The organism is Brevibacillus invocatus, assembly GCF_003710915.1.
Lineage (GTDB): Bacteria > Bacillota > Bacilli > Brevibacillales > Brevibacillaceae > Brevibacillus > Brevibacillus invocatus.
Genome location: NZ_RHHR01000047.1, coordinates 1 through 21,756, shown reverse-complemented (window position 1 = coordinate 21,756; position 21,756 = coordinate 1). Strand labels below are relative to the sequence as shown.

The 21,756-nt window shown below is 47.0% G+C and carries 25 protein-coding genes; 12 read left to right on the top strand and 13 right to left on the bottom strand.

The features are described from left to right. The first annotated feature begins 79 nt into the window (after positions 1-79). Together EDM52_RS21490 and EDM52_RS21485 are read left to right on the top strand one after the other, a co-directional pair. On the top strand, positions 80-1,390 hold the full coding sequence (locus EDM52_RS21490; RefSeq protein WP_122910982.1) for a coiled-coil domain-containing protein: 1,311 nt from the start codon (positions 80-82) through the stop codon (positions 1,388-1,390). A 418-nt stretch (positions 1,391-1,808) separates the two neighbouring features. Further along, on the top strand, positions 1,809-2,210 hold the full coding sequence (locus EDM52_RS21485) for a M67 family metallopeptidase (protein ID WP_280207565.1): 402 nt from the start codon (positions 1,809-1,811) through the stop codon (positions 2,208-2,210). Between the two features lie 62 nt (positions 2,211-2,272). Here EDM52_RS21485 and EDM52_RS21480 read toward each other — a convergent pair whose 3' ends face one another. After that, positions 2,273-3,163 carry an NAD-dependent epimerase/dehydratase family protein gene (locus EDM52_RS21480; protein ID WP_122910980.1) on the bottom strand — a complete coding sequence of 297 codons (891 nt, stop codon included), beginning with the start codon at positions 3,161-3,163 and terminating at the stop codon, positions 2,273-2,275. Between the two features lie 322 nt (positions 3,164-3,485). Here EDM52_RS21480 and EDM52_RS21475 point away from each other — a divergent pair, with 322 nt between their 5' ends. Further along, a complete protein-coding gene (locus EDM52_RS21475) occupies positions 3,486-4,577 on the top strand; it encodes a CotH kinase family protein (RefSeq protein ID WP_122910979.1) in 1,092 nt (363 codons plus the stop codon). A 33-nt stretch (positions 4,578-4,610) separates the two neighbouring features. Here the strand turns inward: EDM52_RS21475 and EDM52_RS24390 are convergent, their stop codons facing one another. The 9 genes from EDM52_RS24390 to EDM52_RS21435 all read right to left on the bottom strand — a co-directional run bounded on the left by EDM52_RS24390 (position 4,611) and on the right by EDM52_RS21435 (position 13,730). After that, positions 4,611-4,781: a hypothetical protein gene (locus tag EDM52_RS24390; RefSeq protein ID WP_183185267.1), complete on the bottom strand. Its 171-nt coding sequence runs from the start codon at positions 4,779-4,781 to the stop codon at positions 4,611-4,613. Between the two features lie 15 nt (positions 4,782-4,796). Beyond that, entirely contained in the window at positions 4,797-5,093 is a 297-nt protein-coding gene (locus EDM52_RS21470) for a ferredoxin family protein (protein ID WP_122910978.1), read from the bottom strand. Next, entirely contained in the window at positions 5,093-6,388 is a 1,296-nt protein-coding gene (locus EDM52_RS21465) for an FAD-dependent oxidoreductase (protein ID WP_122910977.1), read from the bottom strand. The genes EDM52_RS21470 and EDM52_RS21465 overlap by 1 nt, the downstream gene beginning before the upstream one ends. After that, positions 6,381-7,403: an electron transfer flavoprotein subunit alpha/FixB family protein gene (locus EDM52_RS21460; RefSeq protein WP_122910976.1), complete on the bottom strand. Its 1,023-nt coding sequence runs from the start codon at positions 7,401-7,403 to the stop codon at positions 6,381-6,383. The genes EDM52_RS21465 and EDM52_RS21460 overlap by 8 nt, the downstream gene beginning before the upstream one ends. Continuing rightward, the gene (locus EDM52_RS21455) at positions 7,400-8,230 is read right to left on the bottom strand and encodes an electron transfer flavoprotein subunit beta/FixA family protein (RefSeq protein WP_122910975.1); all 831 of its coding nucleotides are present in this window, start codon (positions 8,228-8,230) and stop codon (positions 7,400-7,402) included. Before EDM52_RS21455 ends, EDM52_RS21460 begins: the two co-directional genes overlap by 4 nt. A gap of 196 nt (positions 8,231-8,426) precedes the next feature. After that, the gene (locus EDM52_RS21450) at positions 8,427-10,688 is read right to left on the bottom strand and encodes an immune inhibitor A domain-containing protein (RefSeq protein ID WP_122910974.1); all 2,262 of its coding nucleotides are present in this window, start codon (positions 10,686-10,688) and stop codon (positions 8,427-8,429) included. A gap of 412 nt (positions 10,689-11,100) precedes the next feature. Continuing rightward, positions 11,101-12,015, bottom strand: coding sequence for a cysteine synthase A (cysK, locus tag EDM52_RS21445; protein WP_122910973.1), 915 nt, complete (start codon positions 12,013-12,015; stop codon positions 11,101-11,103). 147 nt (positions 12,016-12,162) lie between these two features. Then, positions 12,163-13,191: a hypothetical protein gene (locus EDM52_RS21440; protein WP_122910972.1), complete on the bottom strand. Its 1,029-nt coding sequence runs from the start codon at positions 13,189-13,191 to the stop codon at positions 12,163-12,165. A gap of 14 nt (positions 13,192-13,205) precedes the next feature. Further along, complete coding sequence (locus EDM52_RS21435) at positions 13,206-13,730, bottom strand: GNAT family N-acetyltransferase (protein WP_122910971.1); 525 nt, start codon at positions 13,728-13,730, stop codon at positions 13,206-13,208. Between the two features lie 163 nt (positions 13,731-13,893). On the opposite strand from EDM52_RS21435, the gene EDM52_RS24850 reads away from it, so the two are divergent. Next, positions 13,894-14,061: a hypothetical protein gene (locus EDM52_RS24850; RefSeq protein WP_183185265.1), complete on the top strand. Its 168-nt coding sequence runs from the start codon at positions 13,894-13,896 to the stop codon at positions 14,059-14,061. Positions 14,062-14,113: 52 nt separating this feature from the next. Here the strand turns inward: EDM52_RS24850 and EDM52_RS21430 are convergent, their stop codons facing one another. Beyond that, entirely contained in the window at positions 14,114-14,524 is a 411-nt protein-coding gene (locus EDM52_RS21430; RefSeq protein WP_122910970.1) for a TIGR02328 family protein, read from the bottom strand. A gap of 206 nt (positions 14,525-14,730) precedes the next feature. On the opposite strand from EDM52_RS21430, the gene EDM52_RS21425 reads away from it, so the two are divergent. The 6 genes from EDM52_RS21425 (at position 14,731) to EDM52_RS21400 (ending at position 18,644) form a co-directional block, all read left to right on the top strand. After that, a complete protein-coding gene (locus EDM52_RS21425) occupies positions 14,731-15,459 on the top strand; it encodes a LysM peptidoglycan-binding domain-containing protein (RefSeq protein ID WP_245997250.1) in 729 nt (242 codons plus the stop codon). Positions 15,460-15,508: 49 nt separating this feature from the next. After that, positions 15,509-16,300, top strand: coding sequence for a DUF2935 domain-containing protein (locus EDM52_RS21420; RefSeq protein ID WP_122910969.1), 792 nt, complete (start codon positions 15,509-15,511; stop codon positions 16,298-16,300). Between the two features lie 106 nt (positions 16,301-16,406). Further along, on the top strand, positions 16,407-16,637 hold the full coding sequence (locus EDM52_RS21415; protein WP_245997248.1) for a hypothetical protein: 231 nt from the start codon (positions 16,407-16,409) through the stop codon (positions 16,635-16,637). Beyond that, the gene (locus EDM52_RS21410) at positions 16,634-17,050 is read left to right on the top strand and encodes a tetratricopeptide repeat protein (protein ID WP_245997245.1); all 417 of its coding nucleotides are present in this window, start codon (positions 16,634-16,636) and stop codon (positions 17,048-17,050) included. Before EDM52_RS21415 ends, EDM52_RS21410 begins: the two co-directional genes overlap by 4 nt. A gap of 580 nt (positions 17,051-17,630) precedes the next feature. Then, positions 17,631-18,113 carry a hypothetical protein gene (locus EDM52_RS21405; protein WP_122910968.1) on the top strand — a complete coding sequence of 161 codons (483 nt, stop codon included), beginning with the start codon at positions 17,631-17,633 and terminating at the stop codon, positions 18,111-18,113. A 123-nt stretch (positions 18,114-18,236) separates the two neighbouring features. Further along, entirely contained in the window at positions 18,237-18,644 is a 408-nt protein-coding gene (locus EDM52_RS21400; RefSeq protein ID WP_122910967.1) for a YkvA family protein, read from the top strand. A 35-nt stretch (positions 18,645-18,679) separates the two neighbouring features. Here EDM52_RS21400 and EDM52_RS21395 read toward each other — a convergent pair whose 3' ends face one another. Together EDM52_RS21395 and EDM52_RS21390 are read right to left on the bottom strand one after the other, a co-directional pair. Next, positions 18,680-18,934: a hypothetical protein gene (locus EDM52_RS21395; RefSeq protein ID WP_122910966.1), complete on the bottom strand. Its 255-nt coding sequence runs from the start codon at positions 18,932-18,934 to the stop codon at positions 18,680-18,682. A gap of 31 nt (positions 18,935-18,965) precedes the next feature. Continuing rightward, complete coding sequence (locus EDM52_RS21390; protein ID WP_122910965.1) at positions 18,966-19,241, bottom strand: hypothetical protein; 276 nt, start codon at positions 19,239-19,241, stop codon at positions 18,966-18,968. Positions 19,242-19,462: 221 nt separating this feature from the next. Here EDM52_RS21390 and EDM52_RS21385 point away from each other — a divergent pair, with 221 nt between their 5' ends. Then, on the top strand, positions 19,463-19,795 hold the full coding sequence (locus tag EDM52_RS21385) for a YrdB family protein (protein WP_122910964.1): 333 nt from the start codon (positions 19,463-19,465) through the stop codon (positions 19,793-19,795). Between the two features lie 390 nt (positions 19,796-20,185). After that, positions 20,186-20,653, top strand: coding sequence for a DinB family protein (locus EDM52_RS21375; RefSeq protein WP_122910962.1), 468 nt, complete (start codon positions 20,186-20,188; stop codon positions 20,651-20,653). Positions 20,654-21,756: the final 1,103 nt, after the last annotated feature.

Here is a 21,756-nt window from a genome sequence, read left to right as displayed (position 1 = left end):
ATGCTGGAAGATTTCCTGCACAAAACCACGCCTATCTACATATGTCTATAGAGGAAATCCATGACATCGGAGGGATACCATGCCTGTTAAGAAGAAAACACCCACAAAACTATCACCGAATAAAGAGAAGATATTGCTGCTCAAACGACAGGCCGCCTACTACGAGGAGAAAGCCATTCAGTACAGCCACGAACTGCAGCAGCTCCAAGAGCACGTCGTGCAAGTGGAAGAACGCGAGAAAGAGCAGCAAAAACAGCTTGAAGGCTTGAATCAAGCATTTGCCAGACAGCAAGCACGCGAGACGGAGTGGAATGACAAGCTGGAGAGTTATTCGACGCAAATTCGTGATTTGGAATCTCGATTGGCTCAGCAAGCCAAACTTTTGTCCCAAAGAGAAAACACGATTTCGCACTACAAAGAAAAAGAAGAAAAGTGGAAGAGTTCGTCTTCCAAGCAAAAGGCAGAGCAGTACGAACAGCAGCTTCAAGAGCAGCTAAAGCTCAACGCTCGTTCCATGAAAGAAATGGATACTTTAAAACTGTCGCTTGAACAAGCGAACCATCAGTTGAAAGCAGCAAAAGAAAAAGAAGCGAAGCTGACGGATCATATACAGCGGTATACTTCCGTCATCGAGAATTATCAAAAGAAAGAACAAGAATGGTCGCAAACGGTTGAAGCCCTGCACCAAAGTGAACAAGAGCTGGAGAAGCTTCAGAAGCAACGTTCACACCAAGCCAATGTAGAAGAAGTATGGAGGCAATCGCTTGAGCAGGCAAGCAATCAACTGAGTGCGGCAAAAGAACAGGTAGCAAAGCTAACCGATCAGGTTCGTCAGCTCACTACCGATATCGAAAGCCACCAAACGAAAGAACAAGAATGGCAGCAGACAATCGAAGACCTTCGACAAGCTCATCTGGAGCTTCAGCAAGAGCTTCAACAGGTCATCGCTGCACACGAGCAGGAAGCGGATCAACAAGCATCTACGAATGCAGAGAAAATACGACTCTTGGAACAGCAATTATCAGAGGTGTCCAGCTCCCATACAGAGGCACAAACCGGATGGAGCAAACAATTAGAAGAGAAAGAAAAACTGATTGCTAAACTGCAACACCAAGTAACGACGCTGCAAACGACCATCGAACACCTGAGAAAAGTAAATGCTGGCTTGCAGGAGAAAGAAAACAAATACAAACAGTCCATTCAGGAATATGTTACAAGGGAAGCCCGCACCCAAAAAGCGAACCCTGCAAATCCACAGGCACCTTCTACAACAGGAATAACAGCTCCCATCTCCTCTATTCAGCTCCCATCCCAATCTCACGCCAGCTTCTTAAAAAACCATCAATCCCCGCTCCCCAATACGTTCAACCCTTTCAAAACCAAACCCTAGCGCCTTTCCCTTCCTCCTTTCGCTCTCCTGGCAATGTGCAACTGCCGTTCCCTCTAGCGGCAACTTGGCATAAAACATTGTAGAGCCACTAATGACCTCTATCGAGGCGAGCTCAAGGAGGAGCGATACGACGACCGCCTTTTTGGCGGAAAGTGAATATTAGCTCCGGAATTCATATGTGTGACACTAAAAATTCTTACACATGAAGAAAGGAGTGAATGTAGGATGACACCTGAACAATATCGGGAATTGTACCGCCAAAGACAAGCTAGACCTGTAAGAACGGAATATTCCACTCAAAGGGGACCAAACTCACCCTTGCCCAACTCAGGACCTGTGCATACTGTCAAGAATACCTTTACACCCAAATCAGGCGGATGCTGCGGCCGGAAACGTTCGCAGTAAGAATCCGAATCCCATTCCTGTCCTGTACGCATCAAAAAAGGTTTGGAAGGAAATGTATCTTCACTGTCAGGCAGAACGCCCTTATGAAGCATGCGGACTATTGTCCGGGCGCAACGGCCGGGCTGAAACCATCTGGAGGATGGCAAACATCGATAAAAGTCCTGTCTCCTTTTCCATGGATCTGGAACAACTCCAATCCGTATTTCACGCCATTCGAGCCAGAGGGGAGCGGCTTGTTGCCGTTTACCACTCTCACCCTACTGCCCCTCCTGTTCCGTCCAGTGAAGATATTGCCTTTTTTTCCTACCCGGAAGCAGCCTATATCATCGTATCTTTAACCCGAAAACACCCCGCCTTTGCCTGCTACCAGATCAGAGAGAGAATCGTCACCCCCCAAAAAGTCTCCTTTTATTGAATGAAAAGGCTCGCCTTCCGTCGTTCTCGATGGGAAGGCGAGCCTATTGTTTTGCTGCATGTTCATATGAGTTTGACAATACCTTCTTTCATATTCACGAGGGGTTGCCATCCCAGCGCTCTTAATTTGTCCACACAGAGGATATTCCAGCGCAGATCCCCAGGCCGTTCCTGCTCATATACAGGAGGGAGGGCTTCCGGAATGATCTCGGATATGAACGCTACCAGCCTGTTCAGGGTAGTCCCTTTACCTGTTCCTACATTATATATACCGACTTCGCTATCGATATGGCTGAACATCATGTTTGCGGATACGATGTCTTCTACATGAATGTAATCCCGTACCTGCTCACCGTCGCCGTAAATAATGGGTGGCAATCCCCTTTTCACTCGATCCAAAAAGATGGCGATCACCCCTGCCTCACCATAGATGTTTTGACGAGGTCCATACACATTCGCGTACCGAAGGATCGTCCAGCGCATACCTGATTGTCCGGAGTAAAAGGAGAGATAGTGCTCAGATGCCAGTTTATTGATGCCATACGGTGAAAGCGGTGTCCCTGAATACGGTTCGGGAATGGGCTGGTGCTCGGTTTCTCCGTAGACCGTACCTCCTGACGAGGCAAAGATGAACTTCTTCACCTGTGCTTTTTTTGCCGCTTCCAGCAGCCGAACGGTATTGCGCTGATTGATGTCCAAATCGAACAAGGGTTGATCAACAGACGTTCTCACATTGATCTGAGCGGCATGATGATTAATCAAATCCGGTTTTTCGCTCACGACCAGTTCTTCCAAAGCCGCATTGGACAAATCCATCTCCACGACTCTCGCCTTCGGATGAATGTTTTTTTGGAACCCCGTAGAGAAATTGTCTATTACTACGACTTCATGTCCAAGCTCGATATAGCGATCGACCAGATGTGAGCCGATAAAGCCTGCTCCACCTTGAAAAATTCAGGAGAGTCCAACAATCCAGCCAATCTGCCAATAGGTTACCCTGTTCAACCAGACTTGAGCCAACTGAATAAACCTCAACAGCAGAAGCCTTACATTCCACAATCTCGGCCCAATCCTCCCACTAGATTTATGAATCATTCCAATCAAAAACGTAGTGGTAGCTGCTGCGGCAGAAGAAGTTCTTAAGAGCAAGTTCGGGATCCTGACGACGATGTGGTACTGGCGACCGGATGACATCTCATTCGGTACGCCATGCTACCCAAATCTGTGTCGTCATCTATCAGCGCCAGACCTATGAATCGCAGGAGGTAGTAAGTCCATGACGACCATACCCTCTTATTACCTGACCATTTCAGAAAAAGATTACCGTTTGTTGAAAAAGCATGCCAAGACAGAATTTATGGTTCCTGCCACTTTAAACGTGTTAGATGAGTGTTTCTCCATTAAAGTCGGATATCGCGGTGCGCATACGCGTAAATTTGCCAAGAAGTCTCTTCGAATCGAATTTCTCTCGGAGCATTCCATGTCCCTGGTGCGTGAAGTCCATCTAAATGCCGAGTTTGTTGATCCTTCACTCATGCGAAACAAACTGTCTTTTGACTTTTTTACCGAAATCGGTTCGTTGGCCCCGTTGGCTCAACACATTTTGCTCTATATCAATGAATCCTGTGCTGGAATCTATCTGAAGCTGGAATCTGTTGACGAGTGCTTTCTGCAAAAACGTCACCTAGCGAATGGCCCCATCTATTACGCTGTCAATTCCAATGCCAATTTTTCTTTGTACCATCCAAAATCACAGAAAGTGAAAGATTCATTGGAAGCAGGCTATATACGGAAGTGCGGGACTGCTGATGATGACGTTTTTCTCCGCGAACTCATTTTTAAAACGATTACAACTCCACAAGAAGAATTCGAGAAAGAGATAGACAAGATTCTGGAGATCGACAACTATTTGCGCTGGCTGGCTGGAGCTGTTTGCACACAAAACTATGACGGTTTTATTCATAACTACGCCTTGTATCGAAATGAAGAAACCAAGAAGTTCAGCATCATCCCTTGGGACTACGATGCTACCTGGGGCCGCAATGTAAATGGAAAAGTGATGGATCATACCTTCCTGCCAATCGATGGCTTCAACACGCTAACCGCCCGAATACTGGACGTTGCACACTTTCGCAAGCGGTATAGTCTGATTCTTGAAGACATTTTAGAAACTTCCTTTACCCCTGACCATCTGGAACCTAGAATAGCTGAACTCCATCAGCTTCTACGGCCTTGCCTGCCTCTGGACCCCTTTAAAAAAGATAAAATGGAATCCTTTGATGCTGAACCTGACTTTATACGATCCTTCATTCAAAACAGAAGCGATTACTTGCGCCAATGCCTTGTCTCCTTTCAGTCGAACGTGTAGGTGGTATTCTGACCAGAAAAAAACAGCGGGAAATTACATCCGCTGTTCTGACCTTTCCACCTGTGCGCTCCGCAGCAGCTCTACACTTTCCCAGCTGACAAACTCATCCTCCCACAAGACGAGGCACTTCCCTTCTTGTATGCGCATCACAATGCCTCTCGCGCCATCCCGAAGAAACACAACCTGATCCCCTACCGATATCACATCCATCGCCACCCGTTACCCGAGTCTAAAGATAATGCCATGTCCGCCTTTCGGATACTCCCACTTGATGTTTTCATAGGGACAGCCGATGCGGCAGCTTCCGCATTCGTGACACCCTTCATATCCGACATGCATCCGCACCTCTTCCCACTTGTATACTTCGGCAGGACAAAATATCGTACATAGCTTGTCGGGACAACGTGTAGCACAGATGTCGGCATCCATCACATGCAGATGTGACTGCGTATCTGCCTTAAACCTGACTAAATATTGTTTTTCCTCGATGGACTGCCCTTTGGGTATGTCTGCCATTACTTCATCACCCTCCATGCGTTCATCAGATCGCGGGCCATTTTCCACTTTTCTTTGGCTGATCCCATATCTCGCCATACTTTTTTCTGTTTATCCCATTTGGAATGGCCATCAACGGTAAACATCTGGCTCGCCGCTCTGTTCATCATGGGAATATACTGCTCAAAGTATTGCGGGAATTTCTCAAAGTGATGGGTCGCATCCTTGTATTTCTTCAGATCCTGACCGACGAAGCTGTCGAGAAGCTTGATCCGATAGGCGTCGAGCATTTTCTCCGAAAAGTCCCCTGCCTCTTGGGCTTGCAGAATCGTCTCTGCGGCCATGACACCCGAGGCCATCGCCATGTTGGAGCCTTCCCGGTGAATGGCGTTGACGAGCTGTGCGGCGTCTCCCACTACGATGACCCCGTTGCCGACAACTTTTGGCATGGATTTGTAGCCGCCTTCCGGGATCAGATGCGCTAAGTATTCCTGCTGCTCGCAGCCCTGGATATAAGGGCGAATCATCGGATGATTCTTGACGTAGTCCAGCAGATCGTACGGCTTGATCTTCTGTTTGATCAGACCGGAGAGCATCGTTCCTACTCCAATATTGAGACTGTCTTTATTGGTGTACAGCCATGCCGTTCCGAGAATGCCCTTGGTCGAATCCCCAAAAATCTCTATTGTACAACCGTGATCGCCCTCCAGACTGAAGCGATCCTCGATGATTTTCCGATCCAGCTTGAGTACCTCCATGACGGCAAGTGCTACCTCGTCAGGGCGAAACTCTTTATGAAACCCGAGCGATTTTGCCAAGAGCGAGTTCACACCATCTGCCAGCACCACTACATCCGCATAGACATCGCCATCCGGTCTGTCTGTTCGGATGCCCACGACTTTGCCATTCTCGACGATACATTCCAGCGCCACCGTCTCATTGAGCAGCAAGGCACCCGCTTTCACTGCCTGATCCGCAAACCACTGGTCGAACTTCGCCCGCAGCACCGTAAAGTTGTTGTACGGCTCTTGGGCAAATTCCAAGCCCTTGTAGCTGAAAGAAAGCGCAGATGCCTGATCCAGCATCATGAAGCGCTGTTCCACAATCGGCCTCTCCACGGGAGCTTCTTTGTAAAAGCCAGGAATGATGTCCTCCATCGTCTTGCGGTAGAGCACCCCTCCCATCACGTTCTTGGAACCTGGATACTCCCCTCGCTCCATCAACAGGACGTTTGCCCCCGCTTTTGCCAAGGTATATGCACAAGCTGTTCCAGCCGGACCTGCTCCCACAATAATGACATCAAATTTTTCAGCCATATTGAACCTCCTTGTCCGGCATGGTTTGGAACGCCTCCATCAGCATCGGCACGATTTCAAAGGCATCTCCGACAATTCCGTAGTGACTGGATTGAAAAATAGGCGCATCCGGGTCCTTGTTGATAGCGATGATCAGCCCGGCGTTCTGCATGCCGACGATGTGCTGGATCGCACCAGAAATCCCGATCGCAAAGTAGATTTTCGGTGTCACAGTCACACCAGTCTGGCCCACCTGATGGTGATGATCGATCCATCCGGCCTCTACCGCGTCACGGCTCGCGCCGACTGTCGCTCCGATCTTGTCCGCAAAACGGCGAATCAGCTCAAAGCCCTCCTTGCTGCCCAAGCCTTTGCCGCCAGCGACGATCACATCGGCTTCGTCCAGACGAACCTTTTCCTTGGTTTCCCGCACAATCTCCAGCACCTTCGTCCGGATGTCTTCTTCTCTCAGGCTTATCTTCTCCCGGATGACTCGACCGGTCCGAGAGGGATCAGGGGGGAGCGCTTTCATGACTTTGGGGCGAACGGTCGCCATCTGCGGTCGATGCTTTTTACATAGAATCGTCGCCATGATGTTCCCGCCAAAAGCAGGTCTGCTCGCTTCCAGAAGTCCTGTCTCCGCATTTACGTCCAGCATGGTGGTATCGGCGGTAAGTCCAGTCTGCAGGTCAGTTGCGACAGCGCTTGCAAGATCCTTTCCGGTAGAGGTCGCTCCGTAAAGAATGATCTCCGGCTTGTGCAATTCGACACATTCGATAACAGCTCTCATATAGGACTCGGTGCGGTAATTTCGAAAAATGGCGTCATCGTAGAGATACACTTCGTCTGCCCCATAAGGAAACACGCTCTGTGCCAGTTCTTCTACTCCTTCGCCAATCAGCAGACCTGCAAGCGGAACTCCCCGCTTGTCAGCCATCTGTCGACCTGCTCCCAGAAGCTCCAGGGAGACAGGCGCTATCCGGTCACCAGAAACTTCCAGAAAAACCCACACACCACAGTATTCATCCAAATTCATACCTGCTCCTCCTTCACCCGGAACAACGCTCGTTTCTCCGACAAGACCTCCATTAGTCTGGACACCTGCTCATTGGAAGTCCCCTCCAGTCTTTCTCCACCTTTCGGCTTCTCCGGAGGCCAGACTTTTGCAACAATCGTCGGCGATCCTTTCAGGCCCAAAAGCGTGCGATCGATATCTCCCAAGTCGTTGACCGCCCAGATCACAGGCTGATAGCGGGCTGCACGGAGCATGTTGGGCAAAGGGGAGTACGGTACCTCATTGATTTCTTTTTCCACGGAAAACAGGCAAGGCAACGTAGACTGGATCACTTCATAGCCATCCTCCAGCTTTCGGTGGACGATCACATAGCCTTGCTCCCGATTCACTTCTACCACTTTATTCACATTGGTGAGCGGGGGAATATCGAGGCGTCTGGCAATCCCGGGGCCGACCTGCCCTGTATCCCCATCAATCGTCATTTTGCCGCAGATGACGAGGTCAACCGGCTGTGTTTCACTGATTTTTTCAATCGCCTTGGTCAATGCATAGCTCGTAGCGAGCGTATCTGCACCTGCAAAAGCACGATCCGTGACCAAATATCCCGCGTCTGCCCCGATCTCGACGCATTTGCGAATGGCTTTGACAGCGGGCGGGGGTCCCATCGTAACCACAGAGACCACACCGCCATACCGCTGCTTCAGCCGAACCGCTTCTTCCACTGCATGCGCGTCATAGGGGTTGAGAATCGCTGGCGCACTGGCACGGTCCATTGTATTGGTTTTGGGGTTCATCTTGATGATCTTGGTGTCGGGCACCTGTTTGATACAAGCAACAATGTGCAACATCCAACATCCCTCCTTGCTACCGGGCAGCTTTCTTTGCTGTATTCAGGCTGTTTCACAGGTTGTCTGCATTTCCTTCCTTGCTGAGGGCAGCTTCTATTCATTGCTATAACCTATTTCAGACAAACCCTGCTTAGACCTAAAACAAAAAACAGGCTGCGCAGAACTTGGTCTGCGCAACCTGTTTGAACTTGCACGCTTATTTCTTGACGGAGATTTCAATCGTACCGCCGCTAAAATCTTTCTCTACTTTTTTCAGTCTGATTTGCAGACCGATCTTCGGCAGGATTTTTCCGATCTCAGGGACTTCTTTCATCCGGTAGTCATCCTTGTCGTTGAAGATGGTAATTCCCTTCAACGGCTCGTAATTCATCGTGCCAAAAATGTAATCCAGCTTCATTCCCGAGGTTTTGTTCGGACTGAACGCAGCATCGTTTACCTGATAACGAGAATCCGCAATCGCATCCTTGTTGTCTTCATCATTGTTCCAGTAGCGAACCTCCTGATGGGCATCTACTACTCCCAGCATTCCGTAGCCTGGATGTTGGCTGGTGTTATTGTCTTGTGTTTTTCCGTAACGGCCATCGTAGTACCAGATGACCATGCCTGGGTCATAGCTGAAGAACGTGTCTTTACGTCGGAAGAATTCCAGGCCTGCATCTACGCCTTTATGGGAGCGAATCTCGACGAGATAGTAGGCATCGTACATTTTGCCTTCCCCATCAAAGTGGACGAAGCCATCCAGTTCAAATTTCAGGTCGCCCTCCGCGTCATCCTCAAAGATCACTTCGCCATCTGCTTCGACTTCGAAGTTATCCAGATAGAAGCCCTCCATCGCCAGACCACCATCTGTCACGTAATTGAACTCTACCTGAATATTCTTGCCTGCAAACTCATTCAGGCTGATTTCTTCCCTGTCCCAGCCTTTGGTCACATCGTCAAAGGCGGCGACTTCCTCGCGATCCCCTGTGTCTGCGTCGATGACATGGACGTACAAATAATCGTACCCTTCCTCAATCGAACGCCATGAATCAAAGCTCATGGACGCTCTGCTTGCTCCGGTCAGATCGATGACTTCCGATACCATTTTGGTATTCAGATCGTCGCCCTCATCCGAGAAATACGCATAGTCGCCGTCTTTTGGCTGGATCGGTGGTTTCTTTTCGACTTCCGGCATATTGATTTTGATCACTTTGCTATTTGGGCCGATGCTGCTAGCATCCACCAATTTGACGCTACGCTTTGCACCCTTCAGGTCTTTGTGATCATAGACAGCCGGCTTGATCCATTTTCCACCGTACATCTGTTGCAGCATCATTTTGGACCAAGGATCAAACCCGGTTGGTTGCGTCTGGAAGATCTTGCCTGTATGACTTCCCGACGACATCAAGGACCAAGCACCGACTGGGGAGTCATGTCCTTGCCTGGTCGTATCGTACAAGTCAGGCAATCCAAGATTGTGACCGTACTCATGGGCAAAAACGCCAGGCGCTCCATCTTCCGGCTGAATCATGTAGTCGTAGGCCTTCAGACTGGTTCCCGGAATATCAACCGGTCTGCCTACCGTCCAGCGATGCGACCAGATCGCATCATCATCTTCACCCGTTTCTTCTCCGATACCTGCGTGTACAAGCATCAGGTTATCCAGCATGCCATCCGGCTCCATCAGGTCTCCGTCGCCATCCAGGTCATACGGATCACGCTGGTCATAGAGATCTTCTTTTCCGGCAATCGCTTCACCAACGGCTTCCAGCGTTTCCTTCACCAGATCGCGAGGATTGGCGTCATTCCCGCTGCTGTCATTGCCGCCGTAATACTCGTAGCCTTTTTCCGCTACCAGCCACGGTGTCACGACGCCATCTACCTGCCAGGTTTGTCCTGATTGATCATAGTAGAATTTCGCCATTGTCGTCATGCTGGTGCCTTCAGGCGTTCTGTAGCCTTTGCGGTCGAAGAGCATTTTTTCATAATGCTTTTCGTTGAAGTCTTTGGTCCACAGCGAGTCGCTTTTCTTTGGCACATTGTTGTGCTCGCGATCAGGGAATTCGATCAGAGCTACCACGATGTTGTCCTTATGTATTTTTCCAGATGCGCTAAACTTTTTCTCATCTTTTAGCTTGGAAATCTTATTGGCTGCTTTGGAGACGGCTGCTTGCTGAGACTTGCTTGCTTTTTTCCCGAAAGAGGTCGATTCATCAATCCCGTGCGGAACTTTGCGATCCTTCAAATAATCCCGAATCGCTTCGTCGATTTCCTCCTGGTCTGCATCCTCGTCAATGACCCCTCGATCGATCAAGGCATTGGTCAGACGCTCCAGGTTGATCGTGGACAAGTCCACATGCAGGGAGTTCTTCTCCTCTTTCGATTTGGCCGCCAAGCCTGTTGCAGGCACAGCCATGAAGGTGCCAAACACCAACGAAGAGGAAAATAGGATGGGTAAAATCTTTTTGCCCTTCTTCACAACGTTCACCCTCTTCTATTTCTATGGAATTGTCGGAGTGTGAGAGATTTTGGAAAGATAGAGTTCCGACTATTCCCAATTATTGCACGTCATCGTTTTGTAACCAAATTTTTTTATTCGACAAAAATTCGCTTCCTTGCCGTCAAATCAGTCATTACGTTGGAGGGATTTTTTATCGCTTTCTGAGAATTGATCTAGATTTTTCCAATTCCTTGATCGAATCAACCAAGAAATCCAGTCTAAAGACCCAGAAAAGCCTGTCAGCATTTGTCGCAAACCAAAGAAAAAAACCTACTATGGATGCAGGAACGTTTTCGCAGGATCAACGTCTTCTAGCTGCCAAGAGAAGTATATTTGAAAGAAAAAAAAGCAAACCTATCATTCGGATAGGTTTGCTTCAGTCTAGCAGTGCTTAAAAGAGTTTCATGCTCAGGTAGCGCTCACCCGTATCAGGGGCAATACATACGACGCGCTTGCCTGCACCCAAACGCTTGGCAACCTCTAGAGCCGCATAGACAGACGCACCCGAGGAAGGACCGACCAGTATCCCTTCCAGCGCTGCCAGGTTTCTCATGGTTTGCAATGCTTCCTCGTCTGCAATTTGCATGATCTCGTTGTAGATGCTCGTATTCAGAATCGGCGGAATGAAGCCTGGACTCGTTCCTACCAGCTTGTGTGGACCAGGCTTTCCTCCAGACAGGACAGGAGAGCCTTTGGGTTCCACAACCGCAATATAGAGTTCTGGGAGCTGCTCCCGCAAAGTTTCACCCGTACCGGTAATGGTTCCTCCCGTTCCGGCAGTCGCAACAAAAGCGTCCAGCTTCCCATCCATCTGCTCAAAAATCTCTTTCGCGGTCGTGGTTCGATGAATATCGGGATTGGCCTTGTTTTCAAACTGCTGTGGAATAAAGCTTCTGGGAATCTCCTTTTGCAGTTCAACGGCTTTTGCAATCGCACCAGGCATCCGCAGCTCACTCGGTGTGAGGACGACTTTTGCCCCATAGGCTTTGAGCAGATTGATCCTTTCCTTGGACATGTTGTCTGGCATGACCAGAATAGCCTGGTATCCTTTGGCAGCAGCGTTCATCGCCAGACCGATCCCCGTGTTTCCGCTCGTCGGTTCAATAATCGTATCACCAGGCTGAATCAGCCCCGCTTCTTCAGCGGTATGAATCAAATTGTAGGCTGCTCTGTCCTTTACGCTTCTCGAAGGGTTAAAATACTCCAGCTTGACATAGACATCAGCCGCCCCCTCCGGAACCAGTCGATTCAGCCTGACCAAAGGTGTATTTCCAATCAGCTCTGTTATATTTTGATAAACACGCATGGTGCAACCTCCTTGAGAGACCATTCAAACACGTAGTATTTCTATAAGAATAATACATATACTCGTGTATGAAAACCAGTATCTCGCACTTGGAAACGAAAAACCCCCTCTTTTCTCGGAAAAGGGAGGCTTCAAGTTAGTCCTTGTTTAGAATTTATGCTTTTCCTTCGTTTGGTTCACCAGACCCTGTGCTTGTCTGAGAAGCTCATCTGCCTTTTTCTCGGCAGCGGAGAGCTCTTTTTCACTCGCAACGATCCGTTCCTCCGCTTGAGCAAGGGCTTGCGTGGTCGCTGCTTTCACGGTTTCCAATTCCTTTAATTGGTTTTCGGCATCTTGGACTTCTTCTTTTACCGCTTCCCACGTCTTTTCCAAATCGGCTAGATCTGATTCCAGAATCTCGATCAGATTTGTCATGGCTTTCTTTTTACGATCGATATTTTCTTCGAGGATGCGGACGCCGTCTCTTAACACACTCATACTTTCCACGGTCGCCCCCATCACCTCGAACTCCACCCGATGAAGGCTTGGCGAGGATGCATAGCTTTTGACTTCCTCCAACAACCCCTGCATCTGCTCCATGTGGCTCTGGGACACACTAGTCTCATCGGAAAACTGTGATTCATTCAGGTAATTGGTATTTTCCAGCAGATCAGCCTTCAAGCGCTTGAGTTGATCCAGTTTTTTGGCCAACTGCACTCTTTCTTCCTCGAGTGCCTTCTCTTTTTTCTTTTTCTCTGCCTCTTGCCGGATTCTCTCATCCAACGCTTTTTGCTTGGCCTCATAGGTCGCCAGCGTGGCTGCCTTCCATCTGGCTTCGGCTGTCACTGCATCGCTTACAGGATCGATAAAGACCAGCTCATCCTTTGTAAATGTAGCGCTCCATGTCTTTTCCGCATCCTGCTGAAGCACCAGTTTCTCATCTTCGATACGGCCCCCGTACGCTTCCTGCCTGTTTCTCAAAACTGGTATTCCTTGCTCGCTCTCTACTTTCCATTCCGTTACATCAACAGCAATCTTCTCTGCGTTCGTCACCTTGGCATAGAGCAACAGATTTTCCTCTTCGTACAAGTAGCCTTCCGCCAAATCCACAGAGTCTAGCGCACGAAAGCCAATGTAGCCGAGTGCAGCTATGATCACCAGCGCGAGCAGGATTATCACGAGTTTGTTCTTTTTCATGTCAGCCCCTCATTTCACAACGCAATCCAATATCGCTTCACGACGTTCCCGTCTTCCTCCACAAAGTCCGAATCCGGTACCCCGCCATTTTTGACAATCGTTTTTTCCGAGCCTATATTGCTCGCATCGCACACGACCAGCGCTGTTTGGATCCCCAGCTCCTTTGCCTTTTCCAGAGAAAGCGCCAGGATTTGCGTGGCGTAGCCCTTCCTGCGATCCGATGGGCGGATTCCGTAACCGATATGGCCACCCGACTGTAACAACCCCTCCGTCAGACGATGGCGAATGTTCACCGCTCCCACGATTCTGTTCTGATCGGTCACCAACCAGTACGTCGATGCCGGCACCCATCCTTCAGGGAGATTCTTCCCTGATCCTTCCTCTTCCAACTCTCTCACCATTTTGGCAAAATCAGTAGGATCTTTGCCAATCACATACGGAACCATTGGCTCGCCACTATTTTTCCACTCCTGGTAGAATGGAAGATATTCGTCTTGCAACGCTTCTGTTGGCTCGATTAGTGAAACCTGTACGCCCATTTTATCCTCCATACATGAGATTGACATGATTTTCCCTTTCTTTCGTATTATACGGGATGTCCAACTGTTTTCAAAATTTTGCACGGTCTATTTGTTGAGATGAGATTTTCATTTCCCGTAACAAGTGGTATTATATGGTAAACGAAGAGGTAGGAGGTTGGTGGTGGATTTATTTATCAAAATACTTCTTGCCCTCTCACTCTTGGTATGGGTAGGGGCAGATCTTCTATTGTCTCCCAATCCGAATAGACTGAAGGTCCGGATTATTACTTTTCTAACGCTTTTTGTCGTCAGTGGTGTGATTTATTGGGCCATTCAATGGTTTTCTTGAACATGACTGTAAAAAACCAGCTGTTCCCCCAAACAAGGGAGCGCTGGTTCTTTCATTTTTGGTGGGCGGAGGCACCGCTTTCCGAACCTTCTTCTATCACAATTCCTTTTTGGGATAAATTTTCCAGGCATTCATGCATGTAAGTGTCGTCATGCTCCGCATAGATGAGACCACCTCTTTGGAAGCTGTCATCCAGTTGAGATTCTTCCCAAGGTTCTGCGACCTTCCCTCTATACATGGGGTCGAACCATACAGCATCAGGCGTATACCCTCTTGCCGCCATCTCCTGCATGACGAGCTGATGGTAAAGAAAAAGCTTGTATGGATTGGGATCGAACACATAATTTACAGTTGCATGTCTCTTCCCCCATCCGGCTCCGCGTAAGGCTGCACATTCTCGATGCTGTCCAAGCAGCTGCTGTCTGGGCAGCTTTGGTAGTAATGCCTGATGCCAGAGTCGCATGGTGAAATCATTCCTTTCTCCTTTTCAAGAATGAGCAATGGTTGGGGAGATGTCAAGCCAATCAACCAGACAAGACTTTTGTCAATTCCTTTCACCAGCATAGACATCTGCCCATACCCAGTTCCTGTTTCTTACATATACTGCTTAGGCATTCACCCTTTTGTTGCAAGGTAGTCAACCCTCGATTGTACTTGCAGCTTGAATAGATGGATTTCATTCAAAGGAAAGGAGGATTCAACCAGATGAGAAGGTTCCCCCCGGTGCCTTTTGCTGGAAATCCCTTTTACCAGCTTATGCCCTCCCTAAATCAGCCTCATTCACTGGTATACCCTAAGTCCGTTGCTTCCTTTGAACCCTCCTATTCGCAGCATCATTCTTGCATGTGTATCACCAAAGCATACCTCGATTTGAACAATCTGATGCGAACACTTTGGGAGCAGCATGTCGCATGGACAAGAATGCTCATCATCAGTATTGCGGCAGGCTTGCCAGATGAAGAACTCGTAACCAAACGCTTGCTTCGAAATGCTGTTGATATGGCAAATGTAATGAAATCCTTTTATGGCGATGCCATTGCCTCCACGTTTGAAGCTTTGTTCAGAGATCATTTCATCTTCGCTGCTCAACTCGTCAAAGCCGCGAAAGCTGACGATAACAGGGCTGCCGTTGAAACCGAAAAAAACTGGTACGAAAATGCGAATGAAATAGCGGCGTTTCTGCAACGCGTCAATCCTTACTGGTCCGAGGAAGCATTTAGAGCCATGCTGCACGAGCATCTTGCCCTCACCAAAACGGAAGCCGTCAATCGATTGACAGGTTATTTTGCCGTAGACATTGCTACGTTCGATAAGGTTAAACGTCAAGCGCTCGAGATGGCAGATGCTTTCACCATGGGCATTGTCAGGCAATTCCCCAATTATTTTATCTGTGAATAGCTGCTTGGAATCAGGCGCCACCCCAAAAATGACAAAACGGAGGTAGGACATGGCAGATCATTTTGTTGATCGGTCGTTAGAAGAAATTCGTTTTTGGTCCAGGATCATGAAAGAACATTCCCTCTTTCTCAAATTGGGCTTCAATTGTGATGACACCCAATTAATCAGGGAAGCTGATCGTTTTTACAGCATATTCGAAAACATTGAAAACCAATCCCTCGCATACTCATCCGATACAGATCCACAAACGATTTATGATTTTAACAAAGTCGTTCATGGAGCCGTCTGCCATATTTGGGCCTTCAAGCGTAAGGTCCTCGAATTGATCATTCATTGCAAAATTCTGGGCAACAACTTTCCTTTACTCGTCGACCATGTCAGCCGGGAAGCCGCATATTTCATGAAGCGGCTCGAGCAATTAAATACCGGGACCCTTGATCCCTTGCCTGATGCGGTTATCAATGAAAACGTGTTCTTCCTTAAAATCATGGCAGACCACGCAAAGTTTATTAACCATTTGCTCGATCCCTCAGAACGAAAATTGGTAGAGCAAGCGAGAGATTTTAGTCACGACTTTGATCAGCTCCTATTCCAGGCCATCGATCTTGACTCCATGCGTCCCGAGTCCCTCACCCAGCCCTTACTGGATCAGTTTGTTGATCAAAATCGCGTTTCTGTCCGCCAGTTGCGTGATTTCAAGAAGACTGCTTACGAATTGATAGAAGCGTGCCGGATTAAAAGCATCATCCCTCCCCTGTTGGCAGATCACGTCTTTCGAGAAGCCTCGCATTTTCTCGAGATTCTGGATTCCTTTGAACTCGAATTATCTGCAACCAAGTAGGGATCACTCGCTCTCCGCCCCCTTTACCGGGGGTTTTTCTCTTCCATACAAGCCCATACTAATTCCATCACCTTCGAATCAAACCTCTATCCGTCTTCTTGCAGGGTTGGGAGTTGAAGGCGATGCTCACCTGGGTGAGACCGTCAAACACCGATCTCGCTTAGCTCAGGACCCGACTCAACCCAACCTGCGCCAAGTACACCTGATTCACTCCGAATTGCATGAAGAGCTGCGCCTGGCAGGCTTTGACGTTTCGTATGGACAGATGGGTGAGAATATTACGACTCGTGGCATTCGTCTGCTTGATTTCCCTACTGGCACCCGAAGGAACGGTTGATTGAACTTTCCACCCTCTATCCGGACCATGCAAAAATCTCGTACGAGTGTGCAGGCGTACACGACATGCTTGGGCATGAGAAGGAAGCCGTTCCCTATTATGAACAGGCAATCTCTTCCGATGCATTGTCAACAGAGGATCTTCGCGGTGCGTACCTGGGACTTGGCAGTACATACCGTTGCATCGGGGAATATGAAAAATCCATTGCTCTGCTGACGAAGGCAATCTCCCTTTTTCCTGAAGATCATTCCTTGAAGGTTTTCTTAGCTTTTGCCAAGTACAATGGGAAGGATTTCGAAGGTGCGATACAGCTTCTGTTGGATAGCTTGGTCGAAACATCTTCTAGTCAGCATATCCAGAAATACAGCCGGGCCATTCGCATTTACCGGGATCGTTTGGATCAAGTCTGGTAAAGTTGTGATGGGTTTTCGCAGCTTGTCCCCATCCATTCTCAAAAGATGTGCCTTTTCCATGTAACAGTCGACAATCCTGATTCGTACTACATGTATAGAAACACGTATTGTACAGAAGGGTTGTAGATCAATATGTCCATTACTTTAATCCTTGGATTAGGGGTCGCTGTAGTCATCGTTGCGATCGCAGCTATTGCTGTCACCCTACTTTCCAGTAAACGATAAAGATATTTACTGAAGCTAGCGTCGTTCCAATCAAAATTACAATTACTTTGAAAAAGGGGGATGTTCAGTGAATTTTAAAAGTCTTGCCGTTACACTATTATCCCTTCTAGTGACAACGGGGTTGCTTTACTTCATTGGTCATTTGTTCTCGGTTCCTTGGTTCATGTTTCATTACCAATCTTCCTTTACCCCAGATGGATTTGTCATTTCATCGGGTTCTTTCGTTCCAGTCATCATTGGTCTGGCTGTCAGTTTTTTTGCAGAAAGGCTCTGTATGAAAAAGTGCCATTCAAAACTCGGGTAAATGTATCCCGGGTTTATTTTTTTCAGGATCAAGGTACTAAGGACTCCAGTTATGGACATAAATCAAATTGCGCTCAAGCAGAAGGTAATCGCCTACTTAAATAACGTTATCGATTCAGTACCAAAAAAATTTGGTACTTTTTGTTTTCTTCATCCAATATTAGCATTGGTAAAAATAATAGGTTGGAGTGAAAAAATGACTAAAATCAAAGCTCTGCTTTTTTACTACATCATCGTGTCGCTCGTATTCTTTAGCGGTAGATTCTACATCATGAAGACCTACAACATGAAGCAGGGCCCTGTACCCAGTGAGGCATTTCTCAAACTATTTGATTGGGTTGATTGGTTCTCTTATCTCTACATTATTCCCTTGTTGATCGTCGGTCTTATTCGGGTAATTCGTTTTGCTCAAAATAGAAATGCCTCAATAGTCCTTCGTATTTTGATTGGCCTCCTGTACATCTTGTTAGCAGCTGGAGCTGGATTGGTCCTTAAGTTCATTTTCATTTTGCTCTTTTATGGATTTGCTCCATGATCACTATCCTCTTGGATTTGTAGATGCTGCACATTTTTTAAAAGCACTCACGCTTATGTATTGCAAATACAGCCGTTGAATGTTTACTCTCTCTTCCGTAACATAGCCTTTGAGGTGAGATACTTGTCAAAAGCGACATCAGCATTTCAAGCCATAAAAAACAAAGCTAAGTTACTGAAGAGAGAAGCATTTGTTCTTTATTTTGCGTATAAAGATCATCGAGTTGCCTGGTACGCGAAGCTTTTTGCTATATGCGTTGTAGCCTATGCGTTTAGTCCAATCGATTTAATCCCTGACTTTATTCCCGTTTTGGGATACTTAGATGACATCATTTTAGTTCCGCTGGGGATCTGGTTTGCGTTGAAACTTATCCCGAAGACTGTGATTACGGATTGTCGCGAAAAAGCTCAAGAACTTCTCGCTAAAGGAAAGCCCAAAAATTGGGTTGTTGGTGTTTTATTTATTTTGATTTGGATACTTTGTGGGATTTTGGTGAGCTGGTACCTTTACAAATGGCTGCTTGCTTTCTGAGCAGTGAGCTTATTTTTTTGCCGAATAAATCCTGCTTACTCACCTTTCTCTTCCGGTTTACAGATATTCTTTAGTTGAATAAGCCCATTTTTCAACTGCTCCAACTGCTTTTGGATTTCGTCAAATTGCTGGTCGTCCGATTGATTGCAGGGTGGACAGGGGACTGGGGCAGGCAAAGTCTCCGGTTTATTGTTTAGCTTGGTTGTCTTATCGATGGCCAATATAAAAACACCAATGGCTATAATCCATAGAGCTATGACTGCCACATCATCATCTTGAAAAGATGACATCTGCATCCCCTCTTGCTAATCGGGTTTAACCCTACTTTTTTCGTTCCTTCACTTGCTGTTCCAGTTCCCGCACTTCCATCTGCATTTGCATCAGTTGAAATTGTATCTGCTGTTTTTGTAGTATCTTCTTTTGTTCCTTTAATTGCGCCATCATTTCGTCCAATTGCTTTTGTGCCTTCCCGTTGGAGTCGGAGTTTGCAGCAGGCTCTGCTAAGACCGTAGCTCCAACTGCCGCAAATATATCCGCCATCACCGTTAACCAAACGCCAACAAGCGCGAGATCCTCGCCAACATTTTTACTTCCCATACTTTCACCTCTCCAGGAAAACGCTCAGAAAGGGACTTTCCCTTTTATGTTATTCCTCAGCCTGTAAACCATTTACCTTTATACACGTATTAAAGTCGTAGAGGTGATCAGGTGAATGCGATAAGACTGACCTTTAATTTTGCTTGTCTTCGTAATTTTACCAATCGATCTTTCCATTTGTATCCACTTCCGATACAAGGACTCGTTTAGGAGGAAACACATTGCTGCAAACGGCAAACCTTTTACTTCGATTCATCCTGGAATGGTGCGCTTTAACTGCTCTTGGATACTGGGGATTCCAATCGAGTGGTACGCTTTTGAAAAAAGTCACACTGGGTATTGGCGCTCCGCTGCTGCTCGCGGTCATTTGGGGCATGTTAGGTTCTCCAGGGGCGTCAGTGAAGCTGTCTACCTATGTACATCTGCTTTTGGAGATAATCGTGTTTGGTCTCCCTGCTCTCGCGCTTTACGTTGCAGGAAAGCAAAGTTTAGCCTTAATCTATGGCCTTTTAGTAGTGATGAATCGGTTCTTGATGTTCATCTGGAACCAATGATTAGGTCAGGTGAAAGGAATCGTTATGTCACGTACAGAACTCGCGAAACAACGACTCGAAGGCTACACGAATGACCTAGACCAGCTGTTGCAGGAACAGAAAAAAGATTACTCAAAGATTGTGCAAAGAGCTATCAGCAATGAGATCCATCAGCTACAAAAATCAATCAGACATTGGGACAACGTTCTCCAATTACAGACCGAAGTTTAAAGGTCTGTTTTTTTGTTCAGTCATCCTTTTCTAAACTGCTAGCTTGCTTTTTTTAAAAACGGTTGAACGAACTGAGCGTTGGTGATTCGAAAAAACCGATCGCATCCATCGTCAGGTTAATCTGTTTGAATAAACGGCCTCGTGATATGATGTTTACTACTTAGCTAGGGGGTGGCCTTTATGAATGAATTGATATTTCGCTTGTCACAGATCATTGATGCGTTACCACCGGAACTGGAAGCGCTCTCGGAAACAGCTTTGGCGTCACGTCCCTCTCCAAACAAGTGGTCATCCAAGGAAATATTGGGGCATTTGTGTGATTCTGCTATTCATAATCTAACCCGGTTCATACATGCACAAATGGAGGAAGCTCCTTTTTCCATTCAGAAATATGACCAGAATCAGTGGGTACGATTGCAGCATTACCAACTCGCACCGATTACAGACATCATCCCGTTTTGGATCTATTTGAATAAGTCTATCCTTCGCATTATTTCTGCCATACCCCAAGAAAAATGCACCACCGTGTGCATCTTGCCGAATGGTGATACCGTGACGTTGCAATGGCTTGTCAGCGATTATCTAACCCAAATGGAGCATCATTTGCAGCAAATGGCCGAAAATTTGAAATTAGGCGGTAAATCATGACGCCCAAATCCGATTTTGGTGGACTGGTCGATACCAACGAAACACATGCATCTTCCTTCTTTCCCATACTTTCTCTTTTGTTATACCCCTACACAAATTCCTTCCGTTCCGTTTCTTTAATGCCCTTTCGCAGCAGCTTGAGATGACCGCATTGACGCTTATATTTGATTACAACCTTAATTAAGGAGATGCTTAATTGGTTGCGAAGGACACACTCTGCCTCATCTTCACTGCGCTCGCCGATCCGCCCCGGAACACCCTGACCAAGCTGTCACGATCGTTCTATCAATAGGCGGCAGTTTAGGGCCTTATTTTCCAATCCTAGACTGTCGCTGATTTATGCCTTTGTTACGATTTTATGTTTCTCTCTTAAAGCATGATTTTCGCAAAGCCCGTGTTTTGTAAAACCGATCCCGTAACCCATGTTCTCCATTTGCGTAATAAAGCGTGAAGGAGTGATTTCCGTGCTCAACTTTGAATCAATCGTTTTGTCGACACTCTTCCTAGTTAGTTGGGGATTTATCGTAAGCTCCAATTCACTTCGTAAAAAATGGGTATACATACTGATCACCTTCATCATTTTTTGGGTGATTGTCGAATTAGTAAACTACTTTGACCCTCCCTCCCCTCCATGTAAAGCCTTCGATGTGACTCTTTATTTCTTAAAAACCCATTTACACAAAATAATTTACAATCCCTAGTTAATGTCCGAAAACAGAAAATGATTGTTCTTAATTGCCGTTGTCATTAAGATTGATGTGGTTTTCGACACAGATACTCATCGAGCTTACTTACTCTTTTATATTAAAGGTTTTTTTCATTAACGATTTGGATAAACCCATCGAAACTTGTCTTCTTCATTTCAGTAAGATCTATGTATTGCTTACTGATTTCGGTTTAACCCCTCAAAATTTGAGTCTTTCTCCCTTATTCTCGCATTTTCATATGATTCTTCTCTTCTTCAACCACCTGTGAGTGTAGGAAGGGAAAAATCTAGCGTCAAGGAGTACACTTGACCCCAGACTTTTCCCTTCCTGCTTGACCGCTAGGTTGAAGAAAGGATAGCTGTGCAATCCATTGCCACACTATACTTTCACGACAAA